Annotated in this window: 19 protein-coding genes; 12 read left to right on the top strand and 7 right to left on the bottom strand. The window is 68.7% G+C overall.

Annotation, left to right across the window (positions count from 1 at the left end):
• The 3 genes from D6B71_RS23225 to D6B71_RS20500 form a co-directional block, all read right to left on the bottom strand.
• Positions 1-202, bottom strand: a 202-nt coding sequence (locus tag D6B71_RS23225) for a hypothetical protein (protein ID WP_206051882.1), incomplete at its 3' end; no start/stop codon positions are given.
• Positions 203-347: 145 nt separating this feature from the next.
• Positions 348-659 carry a hypothetical protein gene (locus tag D6B71_RS20495; RefSeq protein ID WP_121258587.1) on the bottom strand — a complete coding sequence of 104 codons (312 nt, stop codon included), beginning with the start codon at positions 657-659 and terminating at the stop codon, positions 348-350.
• Positions 656-1,180, bottom strand: a complete 525-nt coding sequence (locus D6B71_RS20500) for a hypothetical protein (RefSeq protein ID WP_121258589.1) — start codon at positions 1,178-1,180, stop codon at positions 656-658. Before D6B71_RS20500 ends, D6B71_RS20495 begins: the two co-directional genes overlap by 4 nt.
• Positions 1,181-1,482: 302 nt before the next feature.
• Here D6B71_RS20500 and D6B71_RS20505 point away from each other — a divergent pair, with 302 nt between their 5' ends.
• The 5 genes from D6B71_RS20505 to D6B71_RS20525 all read left to right on the top strand — a co-directional run bounded on the left by D6B71_RS20505 (position 1,483) and on the right by D6B71_RS20525 (position 6,348).
• A complete protein-coding gene (locus D6B71_RS20505; protein WP_121258592.1) occupies positions 1,483-2,388 on the top strand; it encodes a bifunctional DNA primase/polymerase in 906 nt (301 codons plus the stop codon).
• Positions 2,389-2,728: 340 nt separating this feature from the next.
• Complete coding sequence (locus D6B71_RS20510) at positions 2,729-3,538, top strand: serine/arginine repetitive matrix protein 2 (RefSeq protein ID WP_240641605.1); 810 nt, start codon at positions 2,729-2,731, stop codon at positions 3,536-3,538.
• Positions 3,531-4,508: a ParB N-terminal domain-containing protein gene (locus D6B71_RS20515; RefSeq protein ID WP_121258594.1), complete on the top strand. Its 978-nt coding sequence runs from the start codon at positions 3,531-3,533 to the stop codon at positions 4,506-4,508. The genes D6B71_RS20510 and D6B71_RS20515 overlap by 8 nt, the downstream gene beginning before the upstream one ends.
• A gap of 48 nt (positions 4,509-4,556) precedes the next feature.
• Complete coding sequence (locus D6B71_RS20520) at positions 4,557-5,222, top strand: hypothetical protein (protein WP_121258596.1); 666 nt, start codon at positions 4,557-4,559, stop codon at positions 5,220-5,222.
• A gap of 7 nt (positions 5,223-5,229) precedes the next feature.
• A complete protein-coding gene (locus D6B71_RS20525) occupies positions 5,230-6,348 on the top strand; it encodes a C40 family peptidase (RefSeq protein WP_121258598.1) in 1,119 nt (372 codons plus the stop codon).
• A 44-nt stretch (positions 6,349-6,392) separates the two neighbouring features.
• On the opposite strand, the gene D6B71_RS20530 is transcribed toward D6B71_RS20525, so the two are convergent.
• Positions 6,393-6,704 (bottom strand): hypothetical protein, encoded by a 312-nt coding sequence (locus D6B71_RS20530; protein WP_126688336.1) that lies wholly within the window; start codon positions 6,702-6,704, stop codon positions 6,393-6,395.
• 106 nt (positions 6,705-6,810) lie between these two features.
• On the opposite strand from D6B71_RS20530, the gene D6B71_RS20535 reads away from it, so the two are divergent.
• The 7 genes from D6B71_RS20535 to D6B71_RS20565 all read left to right on the top strand — a co-directional run bounded on the left by D6B71_RS20535 (position 6,811) and on the right by D6B71_RS20565 (position 13,389).
• The gene (locus D6B71_RS20535; protein WP_121258602.1) at positions 6,811-7,101 is read left to right on the top strand and encodes a DUF6112 family protein; all 291 of its coding nucleotides are present in this window, start codon (positions 6,811-6,813) and stop codon (positions 7,099-7,101) included.
• A 30-nt stretch (positions 7,102-7,131) separates the two neighbouring features.
• Entirely contained in the window at positions 7,132-7,437 is a 306-nt protein-coding gene (locus tag D6B71_RS20540) for a DUF6112 family protein (protein ID WP_121258604.1), read from the top strand.
• Between the two features lie 11 nt (positions 7,438-7,448).
• Positions 7,449-8,747, top strand: coding sequence for a TrbL/VirB6 family protein (locus D6B71_RS20545; protein WP_206051883.1), 1,299 nt, complete (start codon positions 7,449-7,451; stop codon positions 8,745-8,747).
• 6 nt (positions 8,748-8,753) lie between these two features.
• Positions 8,754-10,205, top strand: coding sequence for an SCO6880 family protein (locus D6B71_RS20550; protein WP_121258606.1), 1,452 nt, complete (start codon positions 8,754-8,756; stop codon positions 10,203-10,205).
• A 68-nt stretch (positions 10,206-10,273) separates the two neighbouring features.
• Entirely contained in the window at positions 10,274-11,179 is a 906-nt protein-coding gene (locus D6B71_RS20555) for a PGN_0703 family putative restriction endonuclease (RefSeq protein WP_126688337.1), read from the top strand.
• 318 nt (positions 11,180-11,497) lie between these two features.
• A complete protein-coding gene (locus tag D6B71_RS20560) occupies positions 11,498-11,902 on the top strand; it encodes a hypothetical protein (protein ID WP_121258610.1) in 405 nt (134 codons plus the stop codon).
• The gene (locus D6B71_RS20565; RefSeq protein WP_121258612.1) at positions 11,899-13,389 is read left to right on the top strand and encodes a TraC family protein; all 1,491 of its coding nucleotides are present in this window, start codon (positions 11,899-11,901) and stop codon (positions 13,387-13,389) included. Before D6B71_RS20560 ends, D6B71_RS20565 begins: the two co-directional genes overlap by 4 nt.
• A 125-nt stretch (positions 13,390-13,514) precedes the next feature.
• Here the strand turns inward: D6B71_RS20565 and D6B71_RS20570 are convergent, their stop codons facing one another.
• The 3 genes from D6B71_RS20570 to D6B71_RS23650 are packed head-to-tail and all read right to left on the bottom strand — an operon-like array spanning position 13,515 to position 15,536.
• Positions 13,515-14,060: a YciI family protein gene (locus D6B71_RS20570; protein ID WP_121258614.1), complete on the bottom strand. Its 546-nt coding sequence runs from the start codon at positions 14,058-14,060 to the stop codon at positions 13,515-13,517.
• A gap of 3 nt (positions 14,061-14,063) precedes the next feature.
• Positions 14,064-14,423 (bottom strand): VOC family protein, encoded by a 360-nt coding sequence (locus D6B71_RS20575; RefSeq protein ID WP_121258616.1) that lies wholly within the window; start codon positions 14,421-14,423, stop codon positions 14,064-14,066.
• Positions 14,424-14,432: 9 nt separating this feature from the next.
• The gene (locus D6B71_RS23650) at positions 14,433-15,536 is read right to left on the bottom strand and encodes a transglutaminase-like domain-containing protein (RefSeq protein ID WP_240641607.1); all 1,104 of its coding nucleotides are present in this window, start codon (positions 15,534-15,536) and stop codon (positions 14,433-14,435) included.
• Positions 15,537-15,544 lie beyond the last annotated feature (8 nt).

Consider the following 15,544-nt stretch of genomic DNA (forward strand, 5'->3'; position numbering starts at 1 on the left):
CCTGACCGACACGCCCAACCGAAGGATCAACCTCGTACACCACGCCCCGGGACTTGACCTGCAGCAGTCCCACGTCCTCCTGACGACGACTGGCAAATGGGCCCTCTCTGGGGGCGGTGCAGACATCTTCTTCCCTGACCTCGACGCCTTCCGTCTTCGGGAGAAGGTTGGTAGGTGCCGACCAGATGTACTCAGACTGCATGGAGTCCACCCCCCGCCATAGCGCCGCACGCCCCCCTCACAGTCACCTGGCTCGAACGAGTGCGACGGCTTGCACGGCTTGGGCGAGAGGTCACTACACCCAGAACCGAAAGAACGTGACCACGGCGCAGGCGTATGCCGTCCGACTAGGGGTCCATGTGAAGGCGCTCGAGTCGAGCCAGCGCACTGCGCATGAGCCACACAACGCACTGAGCCGCCACACTGAAGGCGTCGTCGTTGATCGTCAGCCGCATCTGAGCGCCACCAGGAATGGCCACCTCTTCGGTGGCGTCGGACCCGCGGAGCATTGCCCACCCAAGCCCGTGCTCAAAGCCCGACAGCATCCGCCACTGCGCGACCATGGTCGCCTGCACGAGCGGCTCTTCCGCGGCGATCCAGGACAGGCGGGGAAGCTCGTCAACCACGTTGACCTTCTGGCTCACCTGCTTCCAGTTCACACCCAGTGCGTCAGCGTCACGTCGGTATGCAGCCTCTGCCTTCTTCCGCCCCTCGAGTGATCGTCGATCATCTCGGCCACCTCGGGGAGTCTTTCGAACGCGCGTGTGTGGCTGAGCCGCTCCCGCTCATCGAGGATCTCTAGGCGGAGGCCTCTGATACGCCGCTGCCGGCCTTCTGAAGGGTCGAGCACCCAGCCTGCAAGGAACGAACACTCGAAGGACGGCCGTAGGAGGCTCCACGGCGCCGACGGGGTGACGCCGTGGTGTTTCAAAAGCGCCAAGAGAGCCCAATGGTTGTCCATGGCAACGCCGAGGTACCGCTCGGCTGCGAAGTAGGCTCGATGACCCGCCGGCTGTGCTTCGTCAAAACGACGGGCCGTCAATCTGACCATGCGGCTGCTCTCAGGAAGCCGGCGGTAGCGGCGATAGGCCCTGTCCAGGTCGGCCCAGTGGCGTTCAAGCTCTCCGAGATTCATGACATCGCCCGTCAGCACCATGTCGTCCTCGAAGGCCGCAGCCATGCCTGCAGGGTCGCACACTGCGTCGACACAGGCGTGATGAAGCCGTCAGAAGTCGGGAAGCGCCCATCCTGTTGAGGTCAAGTGCCGCACGGAAGTCCTGAGTTGAGCCGCAGGACCCCCGACAGCCCGCCACCCCCCAACGCACGAGCAAAGCGAAGTCCTTGCGCTAACGGGCACCACTTCGCAGTCAAAGGGCCAGCCGGATAGGGAACCCTGCTGACCTGCGCAAACACGTGCCAAGGTCCCGGGTTCCCCTTCGCTGTTACCGGAGGGTGGTAACCCTCCCCGAGCAGTCTGCGGGCATGTTCAACCCGAACCGCGCTACCCCTGACTGGGACCGGTCTACGATGCAGAGCGTCGCCGCCGAGCCGGGCTTGGCCCTTGCCGCGGTCCGGTACGCCAACCTCGGGATCCCGGTCTTCCCCTGCGTTCCCGCGGGCAAGCAGCCGCTGACGCCGAACGGCTTCCACGACGCGACATCGTCGGCTCGCGTCGTCCACGCCTGGTGGCAGCGAACCCCCGACGCGAACATCGGGCTGCCCACAGGCCTCAGCACCGGCGTCCTGGTGGTCGACATCGACGTCCACCCCGGGGGCAGCGGGTTCGCGGCGTTCGAGCGAGCACGCTCCGATGGGCTCGCCGACGGTTGGGGCTGGCTGGTCCGCACGCCATCGGGCGGGGTCCACGCCTACTACCCCGCCGCGACCGGGCACGAACAGCGCTCCTGGCAGGTCCCGTCCGCCCACGTCGACTTCCGTGGCGACGGCGGCTACGTCATCGCTCCCCCGTCGCGCCTCGAGGTCGACGGCATCCCGCAGACGTACGAGGTCATTGCCACGGCCACCCGGCCAGCCAAGCCCGTCGACGCAGCGAAGCTGCGCCAGTTCCTCGAGCCTCCCCGACCGAAGCCAGTCGATCCAGCCTCCGGTCTTCCGCTCAAAGGATGCCGACCCGAGGCGCTGGCCAGGGTGGTGGCGCAAACCCCCGAGGGCGGTCGCAACCGCGCGCTGTTCTGGGCGTCGTGCCGGATGGCGGAGGACGGCCAGATCCGGGCAGACGCCGTCAGCTACCTGATGCCCGCCGCCCAACACGCCGGCCTTCCCGAGCGGGAGATCGAGTCGACGATCGACTCCGCGTATCGGATCGCCGCCCGGCTCGGCCAGAGCGGCCTGGGCCCTACCCGACGGAGTGAGGCGATCCAGCTGTGAACAGCCACGCCGCGTACCGCCGCCACGCCTACCGGGCCGCCGAGCCGACCGCTCCGACGCATGCCCCCCAGAGCGTCACCAGTGAACTCGCCTACCACCGCGATCCGTCACTGTCCCCGAACAGACCGCCGACGTCGACGGCCAAGAGCCTCGCGTGGGTCCGCCCGACCGAGCTCGCGGCGTACTCCACACCCTTGGTCGGGCGCGGCGTCGACCTCCAAGCCGAGCTGATCCGCCGCTCACGCCGCACTCCCTCCACCACCGCCCGCGTCCTACAGCGAGGCATCCCCCACTCTCCGGCAGCCACCCCATCGACAACGCGAACGGAAGGACCGTCGCTGTGAACCACTCATTCGAGACCGCGACCGGGCTACGCCGGCTCCTCATGCGCCTTCGAGTCTCCGGACCACACGCCTGGGAGCACGACCCCGAAGCCCACGACCTCATGCGCTACGCCGCGAAGAAGTGCGAAGCCCTGGCGGTCAAACACCGCTGCGACCCGACCGCCGGCGCCGCCGCGGCCTTCGAGGCAATGCGCACCTACGCCGTCCGCGCCGCCGACGACCCGTGGGCCGTCGTCACCATGGCGGTCAAGGTCACCCTGATCGCCGAGGAACGCGCCGACGGGCTCCTGTGCTCGGTCGACCAGGCCCGGCGCCCGGAGATCTCCCGGCACCACGACGTACGTCGCTTCTGCGACACCGAGGCCGACCTGCCCGAGTTCCTCCCGGCGCTCGCCGTCGAGCCGTTCGACCCCGACCAGACACCACCGACCGGCGCGTACGAAGCGCTCGACGCGACCATCGATCTCTTCACCGCCCTGGGGTGGCCGCGGGACACGGCGACCTGCACGCTCGACTACATCTGCGCCCGCCTCGTCGAGTCCGGATCGCGCCCGAAGGCTCATGCGGCCCTGCGGCGCGACAACACCGCGCGTGCCCTCCTCGACATCGACCGCGACTCCTGGTCCACCGTCCTGCGCGTCGTGCTCGGCAACCCGAACCCCGACGAAGTCTGCACCTCCGACGGGCACGGCGTCCTCCTGCGCCTACTGGTCGGGCACCCGGTCGCCGAGCTCCTCGACGACGACCTGCTGGTCTTCGAGATCAGCGAGAGCGCCCCGCGTCCGAAGGCTCGGATCCATGCCTGAGACACGGGGCCACATCGAGCTCGACCGGGCCCTCGACTCAATCACCGTGGGAGTCCGGCATCGCAAGGATCCCGGTGACCTGGCGACGCTCATGGAGTCGATCGAGCGGCTCGGTCTGCTGCAGCCGGTCACGATCACCCCGGACGGCGTCCTCGTCTGCGGATGGCGGCGCCTGGAGGCCGTACGCCGGCTCGGCTGGCGCTCGATGAAGGTCTGGGTCCGCTCCGGGATCTCCGACCGGCTCGAGAGCCTGCTCGCCCAGCAGGACGAGAACCAGCTCCACAAGCCGCTCAACGAACTCGAGAAGGCCGCGCTCTACCGCGAGCTCAAGGCACTACGCGCCGAAGAAGCCGAGCGCCGGATGCGGTCGACCCAGTTCGGCTCGCAGGGAACCGGCGGAAGCTCCGGCTCCGCACCCGGTGCGGAGCCGGGCGAGCACGGCGACGCCCGCGCGCAGGCGGCGCTGGCGATCACCGGCAAGGCGTCGTACAACACCCACGAACGGGTCTGCGCACTCATGGACTGGGCAACCCGCAAGGCCACACCGCCAGCGATCCGAGCCATGGCGAACGACGCCCTCCGCAAGATCGAGCAGGGCGAACCGGTCAAGCCCCTCTACCTCCAGGTCAAGGAGGCGCTCGACCAGAGCCAGAAGCCGCAACCCGACCTCGAGACCGACCTTGCTCGGCAGGCACGGGAGGCACGCGACCGCGCCGAACGCGAAGTCCGCGAGAAGGGCCGCAAGAACCTCAAACGCAACCAAGGATCGAGCAGCCACTTCCGCAGCATCCGGTCGTTCAACCTCACCTGGAGCGAGCTCGACGGCTGGACCGAGCTATACGACGTCGACGCTCTCGCCGCGCAGCTCACCTCGAGCGACTGGGAGCGCTTCGACCGCGTCGTCACCGCCACGCTCGCCTTCCGCGACCAGCTCGTCGCGGCGCGACGCGAGGCCGCGGCCTCGGCGTAGCCGACGCACCTATCGCACGTCCCGTCCCGCCGTCCCTCGGGAGTTGCGATGTCCAACCTGACCGGCCGCCAGGTCATCCTCCTCGTGGGCTGTGCGCTCGCCCTCGTCACCGCCGCCGTCGGCATCTACGGCCTGGCACGAGGACCTGCCGGCACGACCGCTGCCTCACCCACCGCAGAGCCGGCTGAGCTCGAGACCCTCGCGACTCCGGCCAACGCCGACGTTGCGATGCGGGCACGGTCCCTCCCGCACACCAACGATCCCGTCGCCTACGCACGGGCGGTGGCGGCCTCGCTGTTCGACTGGGACACCACGGCGGGCTTCCTGCCGACCGACTACACCGCGGCCGTCCTCGCCGACGCCGACCCGTCCGGGGAGGAGACTCCCGGCCTGCTCGACGACGTCGCGACGTACCTGCCAACCGTCGAGCAGTGGCTCAGCCTGGGGGCGATCGAGGTCGTGCAGTCGATCAACATCGACCAGGCGTTCGTGCCCCGCTCCTGGGCGAGCGCCGTCGAGCAGGCCCACGGGCACCTGCGCCCCGGGACGACCGCCGTGACGATCACCGGCACCCGCCACCGCACTGGAGCCTGGAACGACGACGACGTCGAGTCCTCCCACCCGGTCTCCTTCACGGTCTTCGTCGCCTGTCAGCCCTCCTTCGACCGCTGTCACGTCCTGCGCCTGTCCGAGCTCGACAACCCACTGGAGTGAGTCAGCGATGGGCATGAAGATCATCGCCGCCGGCACCGCGGCCGCGATACTGCTCGCCCCCGGGGCCGCAGCCCTCGGGGTAGCGACACTGATCAGCCCAGCAGCCGCCGGATCAGGCAGCTGCCTGTGGGACGAGCAGGCATCCGGCAGCATCGGCGTCACCGGGCCTGTGCCAGAAGGGCTCTCCGCGATCAACACCAATGGCGACACCGTCACCCTGAGCAAGCAGCAGCTCACCCGCGCGGCGACGGTCATCGCCGTCGGCAACACCGAGAAGATCCCCGCTCGCGGTCAGCTGATCGCGATCATGACCGCCCTGACGGAATCCTCCCTGCGGGTCCTGTCGAACACGAGCGCCTATCCCGCCTCGGCCGACATCCCGAACGACGGCGACGGCAGCGACCACGACTCGGTCGGGCTCTTCCAACAGCGACCCGCCGCCGGGTGGGGCACCGTCGAGAACCTGATGGACCCGGTCTGGTCATCCCGCGCCTTCTACGGCGGGCCGACCGGCCCCAACCACGGCTCCCCCCGCGGACTCCTGGACATCGACGGCTGGCAGTCCATGGACCCCGGCGCCGCAGCCCAAGCGGTGCAGGTCTCCGCGTATCCCGATCGGTACGCCGTCAACCAGCCGGTCGCGGAGAAGGTCCTGAGCGCACTCAGCGGCGCCTCGCTCACCAGCGACCTGGACTGCGCACAGCCCGCCGGCGACCCACCCGCAGACCTCCCGCCCGGTTTCCCAGGGGCATTCATCGCCGCAGCGGCCTCGCAACTCGGCACCCCGTACGTCTGGGGCGGCGGCGACTTCAACGGACCGACCGGAGGCGGATACGACTGCTCAGGCCTCGTGCTCTACGCCGCCTACCAAGCCTCCGGCGGCCGAATCCGACTCCCCCACTACAGCGGCTCCCAGATCCACGCCGGCCAAGACATCGCCTGGAACGACAAGCAGCCCGGCGACCTCATCTTCTTCAGCTACCCCGGAGCCAGCGGACCACACCACGTCGCCATCTACGTCGGTGGCGACAGGATCCTCCACGCACCCCGGACCGGCGACGTCGTCCGCTACGGGAAGATCGGCGAGTTCGCGGGCGAGGTCGTCACCGTTCGACGCCTCGGCTAGTGACCGGCACTCAGCGAGGACGGCGCCGGGCTCAGGTCATCGACTCAACTGGCCCCGTGAAGAGGCTCACCCCGGTTCAGGTATGTCAGCGCGGCGTCGTGCTGCTCATCGGTAATGAAGCCTCCCTCCCATGCACCTGACACGGCCGCCTGAAGGATCTGTGTCATATCGCCAACGGAGGACGCGGGGAAGAAGCGTCCAGTGCCATCGAGCCCGAGAACGTGCCGGGCGGCGGATTCAACCAGGAACTCAGCGGCCTCCATCGGCCCCATGCCCTCGTCCTGGAGACGCCCGATCGCAGTGGTCGTCGTGAGTCGAAGCACGATCTGGTGGTCGGAGTTGAGCGGTGTGGACATCGTTGCCTCTTCATAGTCGCGGACCACCGAGCCAGTCCGGATCGGGTAAGGCCGCATCATCGCACGTGGAGGAACGTCGACGGCCGACGATGCACACCTCGGCACCATGAACCACGAATCACCCCCTGTCGCAAACGTGGGCCCAGACTTCGGCGCCGTCAGGGGCGCAGGCGATCTCCGATTGATCGTCGGTGCGCTGCTGACCTACAGCCTGATTATCGCCGTCCTGATGGTGGTCGTCTCCGCAGCGGCCTGGGCGATCGCGTCCAGCTCGGGCAGTTGGCAGACCGCCCAGAAGGCGAAGACCGGCTGCTTCGTGGCCATCGGTGGCGCCGCGTTGACCGGTGCCGCGCTCACCTGGGCGAACTGGCTGATGGACCTCGGCGCACACCTCTAGAACGTCCGCCCTTGACGTCAGGAGCCCCCGATGAGCCTTCCCGCACCCGTCCTCCTGCTCCCACTCGACATCAGCATCAGTCCCAACTCGAACGGCCTGCCGGGCATCCAGCAGCTGCGCAACATCGTGGGCGCCTCGATGACGATCGGCCTGATCCTCGCGGTGCTGGCGCTCATCCTCGCGGCGATCGTGTGGGCGCTCGGCGCCAACTCCTCCAACCCGCACCTGGCAGGCCGTGGCAAGCTCGGCGTACTCGTTGCCCTCGGTGCCGCGATCGTCTGCGGGGCTTCGGTGACATTGGTGAACTTCTTCTGGAACGTCGGCCAGCAGGTCTGAGGCGTCAGGTCATGGGTGTCTGCGACGTGCCGGTGATCCACTCGGTGTGCAACACCGCCGGCGACGCGGCCGGTGCCGTGGTCACGGCGCCGTTCGACTGGCTCGCCCAGGGCATGGGCGGCGCCGCCGAGTGGATGTTCACCTCCGTCTGGAAGGTCATCGACTCCACGACGTACGTCGACGTGACCAGCGGCGAGTACACGAAGGTCTACAACATCATGTTCGGCGTCGGCGTGTTCGTGATGCTCGGCTTCTTCATGCTGCAGGTCATCGGCGGCATGATCCGGCGCGAACCAGCCGCCCTGTCGAGAGCCGCGCTGGGACTGGCGAAGTCGATCCTCGGGCCCTTCGTCGTGCTCGCCCTCGTCGGCACCGCCCTCGAGATCACCGACCAGCTCTGTATCGGGATCGTCAACGCCGCCGGCACCAACATGAACGAGATGGGCGACAAGGTCGCCGTCCTCGCTGCCGGCCTGAGCGCCATCAACCTCACCGCCCCAGGGGCCGGCTCGATCCTGACGATCTTCCTCGCCAGCCTCGCCATCATGGGCGCGATGGTCGTCTGGATCAGCCTGCTGATCCGCAAGGCCCTGCTGCTCATCGCGATCGTCTTCGCACCCATCGCGCTCGCCGGGTCGAGCTGGGACCACACCCGCGGCTGGCTGGCCCGGTGGGCGACCTTCGTGATCGCGATGATCTTGTCGAAGGTCGTGCTCGTCGTGATCTTCCTGCTGGCCACCGCGCAGGTCTCCGCACCCATCGACGCGGACCTCGAGTCCGTCAGCCAACCCATGGCCGGAGTCGTCCTCATGCTCATGGCCGGCTTCGCGCCGTACCTGACCTACAAAGCGATCGCCTTCATGGGCTTCGACATGTACCACGCGATGTCGGCCGAGCAGGAAGCCAAAGCCTCCCTCAACCGCCCGATGCCGATCCCGCTGTCGCGCCGCGCCGGCAGCGAGCCCGCCAAGATCCTCCAAGGCGGGGGCGGTACGACGAGCGGCGGGTCGCCCGCGGTCACCCCGGGCGGTGGTGCGCCCTCCGGTGCCACCTCGGCTGGAGGCGCCCCGGGCGGTCTTGGTGGCGGTACGTCGGCTGCAGGGGGCTCGGGTGGCGCAGCCGCTGCAGGCGGTGCGGTCGCGGCAGGCGCGGTCGTCGCCAAGGAGGCGGCGGCCGCCGGACCCCGTCTCGGAGGGTTCGTGGCTGCCCAGGCGACTGGACAGGCCCAGGCAAACGAGTCGGCGGCACCCTCGACGGTTCCGCCACCGGCCGCGGAGTCGACGCTCGGCGAACCTGCTCGACGGAGGTGATCGTCCGTGAGCACCTCGAGTAGCGCGGAACCGTCCCTGACGCCGGTCAAGTTTTCCCGCCTCACCAAGCGCGGAGTCCTAGTCGGACTGTCGGGCCCGCAGCTCGTGATGGCGAGCCTGGCCGCCACCGCCCTGATCCTCGGGCTCTACCTCGGCACGGTCATCGCGGCGTTCCCGATCATCCTCGTCTTCGTCGCGCTCGGGTTCCTCGGCGTCGGCGGCCGGAAGCTCGTCGAGTGGGGACCCATCGCAGCGATCTGGCTCTGGCGCTCCTCCGGAGGCCAGCTGCTGTACCGCCGTCGCGTGGTCAAGCCCCGCCCGGCGGGGACGCTGGCACTGCCCGGCGACGCCGCCCGGCTCAGGCAGTGGATCGACCCCGAGACCGGCGCGGTCATGGTGCACGACCCACACGCCGCCACGCTCACCGCGATCGTCGGCGTCTCCCACCCCGCCTTCGTACTCCTCGACCCGGCCGAGCAGGAACGCCGGGTGGTCAGCTGGGGACGCGTGCTCGCGACCGCCTGCCGATCCGGCCGTCTCGCCTCCCTCCAGGTGATGGAGCGCACGCTCCCGGACTCCGGCAAGGGCCTCACGGACTGGTGGGAGAAGCACGGCAACCGCACGGATGCCTGGGCCTCGACGACGTACGGCGAACTCGTCGACCGGGCTGGACCTGCCGGTGAACGGCACGCCAGCACGATCTCGCTCTGCCTCGACCTCAAGTCCGCCGGACGAGCGATCCGGGCCGCGGGCGGCGGCAACCGCGGCGCCGGAGCCGTCCTCCGACAGGAGATGTCGACGATGCTCGCCGCCCTGCGATCCGCAGACCTCTCCCCCTCCGACTGGCTCACCCCAGGCGACCTCGCGATCATCCTCCGGTCGGCCTACGACCCCGCCGTCGCGGGTGCGCTCGAGCGGCACGGCGATGTCGGCCGCGACCTCGCCACCGCCGGCCCGGTCGCGGTCACCGAGTCCTGGGGCAGCCTCCGCAGCGACTCAGCGCACCACTGCGTCCTCTGGATCAGCGAGTGGCCACGCTCGCTCGTGTTCCCGGGGTTCCTGGCCCCACTTCTCCTCTCCTCAGGCATCCGGCGCACCTTCACGCTCCTCTACACGCCCATGCGCACCGACCGCGCCGCCAGAGACATCCGCCGCAAGAAGACCGAGTACATCTCCGACGCCGCCCAGCGACAGAAGATCGGCCAGATCGAGGACGCCCAGCAGACCGCCGAGTACCAAGACGTCCTTCAGCAGGAGGCCGACCTCACCGCCGGCCACGGCGTTCTCCGCTGCACCGGCCTGGTCGCCGTCAGCGCATCCCATCCCGACGAGCTTGAGCGAGCGGTCGCAGCCATCGAGCAGGCCGCGATCCAGGCCTCGTGCGAGACACGGCGGCTCTGGGGACAGCAGGCTCAAGGATTCGCAGCGGCGGCACTACCTCTATGCAGAGGCCTCTAAACCACAGGAGCACCAGGGCGGCAACTGGAACAGGTACATCCTGCCGACACCTGCGGTACACATGGCCCATGAGCGCCATCGATCCGTCGCTGCTGCCCTGGAACGACGCTGCTTGGTCAGAGCGCGCGGACAACACGTGGCAGGCGCAACTCCGACGACAGCAAGCATGGTGGAGGGAGGAACGTCTCGGGCTGCCCGCCGGACCACGAGTCGGCGATGGTCGCCTCGTGTCGTCGATGCTTCCCAGCGACGTCGACCTCTCAATCAACCTCATGTGGCCCGAGGCCGTCGATGCAGCGCAGAACGCTCTCGTGGCGCTGAAGACAGAGGGCCGCCCGGGCCTAATCCAGGAGGAGCGGCTCCGGCGCAACCTTCTGTCCTCTCAGCCAATGTGTTTCAACCTGTTTGGCTACCTTGGCGCGCACCGGCATTCGCTACTGCCGTGGGCTCGAACCATCCAGCCGGAGGCTGCATCCATCGAGGACGTCCGGCTCGAGTGGGCACCCGCGACTGGGACACTGGGTGGTTCCGCCTTCGATGCGTTCGTGGCGTATAGGACCGTCGGCGGGGACCACGGCTTCATCGGGGTCGAGGTCAAGTACGCCGAGGACCTGGCCGCAGCGCAACGCAAGCCGGCGAGCGACAAGTACAAGAGCCCTACGCTGACCGGTCTCTGGAAGACCGGGGCTGTGGAGCGGCTCGACAAGCCCAAGCTTCGCCAATTCTGGTACAACCAACTCCTCACCCAAGTCGTCCTTTCCTCGGGTGACTATGACGAAGGGTTCAGCGCCGTAGTTGCATGCGCGGCCGATCACTCTGCCCGGGAAGTGACCGCGACCGTCGCTGCCGAACTGGCCGAGCCGGCCGGACTTCGCTTCTGCTCGATCGAGGACGTCGTCGCATCCGTGCAGGGCCACGATGACTGGCAGGCCAGATTCACTGACCGCTACCTGACTTACGCGCAGCGCGCCTGAGGCCCGTGCGTGATCGTCCCCACCGCCGACCCAGCCGCCGACCCAGCCGCCGACCCAGCCGCCGACGGCGGACGATTCCGCTGAAGACTCGCCACGCTCAGTTGCAGGGAGCGCCCTCGCAGCACGGACGGATGTAGCCGCAACCGTCACAGCGCTCATGGGAGGTCTCCCAGCGCATCATCGTGTCGCAGTTCGGGCAGGGCTCTGTCAGATCAGCCACCGTCACAGCGTAGGTCGGCGAGCACGCCTCTGGGGGCGCACGCGGCGGCGTGCCGCGCGCACCTTCTCGATGAGAACCCATCGACCGAGGAGGCTGCGATGCCGACCTTCACCGATCCGGTGGCCGACGCGGACGAGCTCCGGGAGGCGGTTCGCGGCCTCGCCCACGCGACGCGCTCCATCGCAGACCCGGCCACGATCTACGCGGTGCTCGGCTCGGTAAGCTCCGCGCTCGCGTCGTTGAGTCAGTCGCTGCACCAGATCGGCGCCGTCCATGACGGGCCTACAGCCCAATGGGCCGCGACAAGGAACGATGCCAACGCTGGCCGCGCGGCGGCGTATCGGGAGTCCTGGGAGCTCCACAGGGCGGCAGAGATGGTCCAGCAGGTTGCCGAGTGCGTGGACCGGGCGCACGAGATCGAGGCGACGATCGCCTACGACTCGCCCGCCCGCGCTATGGCCGCCCAGCTGCCCCGACGCGACCAGCCGGGGCTGTCGCTGTGACCGGGTGGCACGACGGACGCCTGCACTCGGCCGTCCTGGTCTCCCCCGGCCGGGAACGACGGCGTGAGCGGAAGCTCCGCAAGGCGGCGGCGCGAGATCTGCTGGCCGCCGACCGCGAGGCCCGGCGTGCCGAGGCGAGACGCAGGGCCGACGAGCTCGTCGCCGAGAAGCGCTCGACCGTCACGCTCCCCCGCTCCGGCGAGCCAGGGCCAGCGGCACTACGCACCCCGGGGCGGTTCCGTGTGCCGCGCCATCAGGACACCTCGGCGACCCTGGCTGGCGCGTACCCGTTCCTCGCCGAGGGCGGCCTGGGCAGCGAGGGCGTGTTCGTCGGTCAGGACCTCTACTCGGGCAGTTCGTTCGTCTACGACCCCTGGATCCTCTACGCCCGCGGCCTCATCACCGCCCCGAATCTCGTCCTCGCCGGCATCGTCGGATCCGGCAAGTCCTGCCTCGCCAAGAGCCTCTACACCCGGTCGATCCCCTTCGGACGCCGCGTGTACGTGCCCGGTGACCCCAAAGGCGAGCACACCGCGGTCGCAGAAGCCGTCGGCGGTCGAGCCATCGCGCTGGGCCACGGCATGGCCAACCGGCTCAACCCACTCGACGCGGGCCACCGCCCCTCCGGTCTCGACGACGCACAGTGGGCCAGCCAGATCGCCGCCCGCCGCCGCGACCTCGTCGGCGCGCTCGCCGAGACCGTGCTCGACCGGCGGCTGACCCCGCTGGAGCACACCGCGGTCGACATCGCGATCGACCGCACGGTCCGCGGCTGCGAGGTCCCCGTCCTTCCGATGGTGGTCGACCGGCTCCTCGCCCCAGATCAGATTGACGACCCCGACGGGCGCCTCACCGAGGACGGCCGACTCGTCGGACACGCCCTGCGCCGGCTCGTCGCCGGCGACCTCGCGGGCCTCTTCGACGGGCCATCGACGGTGGCCTTCGACCCGACCCTGCCGATGATCTCCCTCGACCTCTCCCGCGTCACCGAGAACGCGACCCTCATCTCGGTGCTGATGACCTGTGCCTCCGCGTGGATGGAGTCAGCGCTCCTGGACCCCGCCGGCGGTCAGCGCTGGGTCGTGTACGACGAGGCCTGGCGGCTCATGTCGCACCCCGCGCTCCTGCGACGGATGGACGCCCACTGGCGACTCGCACGCCACTACGGCATCGCGAACATGCTGATCTTCCACAAGCTCACCGACCTCGACAACGTCGGCGACCAGGGGTCCGCGATGCGCGCGCTCGCGTCGTCGCTGTTGGCCAACGCCGAGACCCGGATCGTCTACCGCCAGGAGTCCGACCAGCTCGGCGCCACCTCGGCCGCGCTCGGGCTGACCGGCACCGAGCAGTCCCTCATCCCCACCCTGGGCACGGGCCAGGGACTGTGGCGGATCAAGCACCGCTCCTTCGTCGTCCAGCACCAGATGCACCCGGCCGAGCTCGACCTCTTCGACACCACCGGACGGATGACCGGAGCCCTATGACTGTTCGTTGGATTTCTGAAGGTTTCGCGTCGAACTGTCACATCCTCGGCGTGGGTTCGCCGCGTCTTGATGCAAGTTCACCGAACTATCTCATCGTTACCGCGCCAGCGGTCCATGTAACGGAGTCAGGCGGGTCGACCGCCTGGTCGCCACTGATGGACTTCGATCCCGTCGTACTGCCCAGCGTTCAGCGCGCTGCGAGCCGCTTCGGCGTCGGGGGCGGTGAGGAGCGCAGCGGCCCCGAGCATGCGGGTGCCGTCGTCCGACAGCAGCGGTCCGGATGCAATGAAGCTTTCATCGGCCGACCACTGCAAATCGCCCAGCCAAAGCGCGGAGGTGAAGCCCAGAACGAGGTACCGACTTCCGTCGGGGTCGCCGGCGTAGTCCCACATCGTCGCGCCCTGGAGGTTCTGCCATCGGCGAAGGAGTACGTCGCGATACACCCCAGCCTGGTATCCGGGCTCGTTGAAGGCGAACGAGCGAGCGGCGTCCGAGTCAGGCAGGTCCAGGATGTGCACGCTGCCTGTCAACGTGCCGTCCTCGGTGAACGTTGGTCCGCGAGCCACCATTACCGCATCGAACTGGTCCATATAGGCCCAGTGCTGCTCAAGCAGTTCGTGCCTGAGCGTCATCGACCCGATCCGATCGCGGTGATAGCAGAAGTAGTCCATGGCCTATGTCTGCTGGAACTCGAGGCGATTGCCGAACGGGTCGAACGTATGGAAGCGGCGGGTGCCGGGCAGTTCGCCGTCGGAGTGGGTGATGCTCGCCCCTCTTTCTTCAAGCTCTGCGGCAAGGGCGTCGAGGTCGGTGACCAGGAAGGCCGGGTGGGCCTTCTTGGCCGGAGCGAATGGTTCCTCGACTCCAAGATGGAGGACGGCGTTGCCGGAGCTGAACCAGCAGCCGCCCCGCACGGCGAGTGCGGGCGGCTTCGCGATCTCCTCCATCCCCAGGGCGGTGCCGTAGTACTCGCGCGCGGTCGGCTCGCCGCCAACTGGAATGGCGACCTGCACGTGGTCGAGTCCCGTGATCATGCGCCCAACCTAACCGGCGCTCAGGTCGGAAGGGAGCGGGCAGGCCAGCACGTCGGTGGCTTTCCCCAGGGCTTCGACGACCTCATCCGCTGCGGAAAAGTACAGGCGCGGGTAGTCCCGCTCGCCCTTTCTCTCGTCAATGACGTAGGCAAGCTGCTCATTCCCCAGCGAGAACTGCGCGTCGATGCCGGCCTTGTTGCCGCGTGGGTCTTGGCGGTGCCAGGCGCCGTCGAGGTGGACGGCGACGAGGCCGTGGAGGACGTGTCCTTCCTCGGGGTCGCCCAGGCGTTGGTAGCAGAGGCCGGCGGGGATTCCTTGGCTGCGCAGGATCGCAGTGAGGAGGTTCGACTTGGCGTAGCAGAGGCCGACGCCCTCGGCGAGTACCTGGGATGCGGTGAGGGTGACGCGGTGGTCTTGGGCGTCGTACGCGTGGGCGATGTTGTCGCGGACCCAGTTGAAGGCGGCCTTGGCGAACTCGGCGTCGCCAGCATGCCGGTCACGCAACTCCTGGCCAAGAGCGACGACGTCGGGGTGGTCGCTCTGGACGATCGGGTCGGCTCCGAGGTAGTGATTCGGCGGCTCGGCCATGAGCGGTCGGCGGCCGTTGGACGCGGATGCTTCAGCGATTCGCCTGATGTCCCAGATGTGGTGGTAGGCGTCGTGGCAGTTGTTGCGCACGACGTCTTCCGCGCGTTGCAGCCCCCGCGTGGCGTGCTGCAACTCCACACCCTCCTCGATGGCAGCTGCCAGCGCATCTGCCCATCGCTGGGCAGCGTTGCCCGCCGACCACAGTCCGACTTCGAGCGGAATGAAGGCATAGCCTCTCGCTTCGGCGAGGGCGTCAGGGTCGTATCCGGCTACGTCGGGTCGCCCTGTCAACCGCGCGGCCTGGATCCGCTCGGACCATTGGCGGAGGTTGTCTCCCACGTGGGAGACGTACTCGGCGACCGACCAGCCGTCGAGGCGCTCCTCACCTGTCAGGTAGCCAGTCGCGTCCCGAGCATGGTCCTCGAAGGCGCGCACCCAGGCGACGGCCTCTGGTGGAGCAATCGACCACCCGAAGCCACATTCACGACACGGTTCGCCGAACAAGGCTGCTCCCCACGGTTCCACGGTGCCCA

Source organism: Nocardioides ferulae (assembly GCF_003660455.1).
Classification (GTDB): Bacteria; Actinomycetota; Actinomycetes; order Propionibacteriales; family Nocardioidaceae; genus Nocardioides; species Nocardioides ferulae.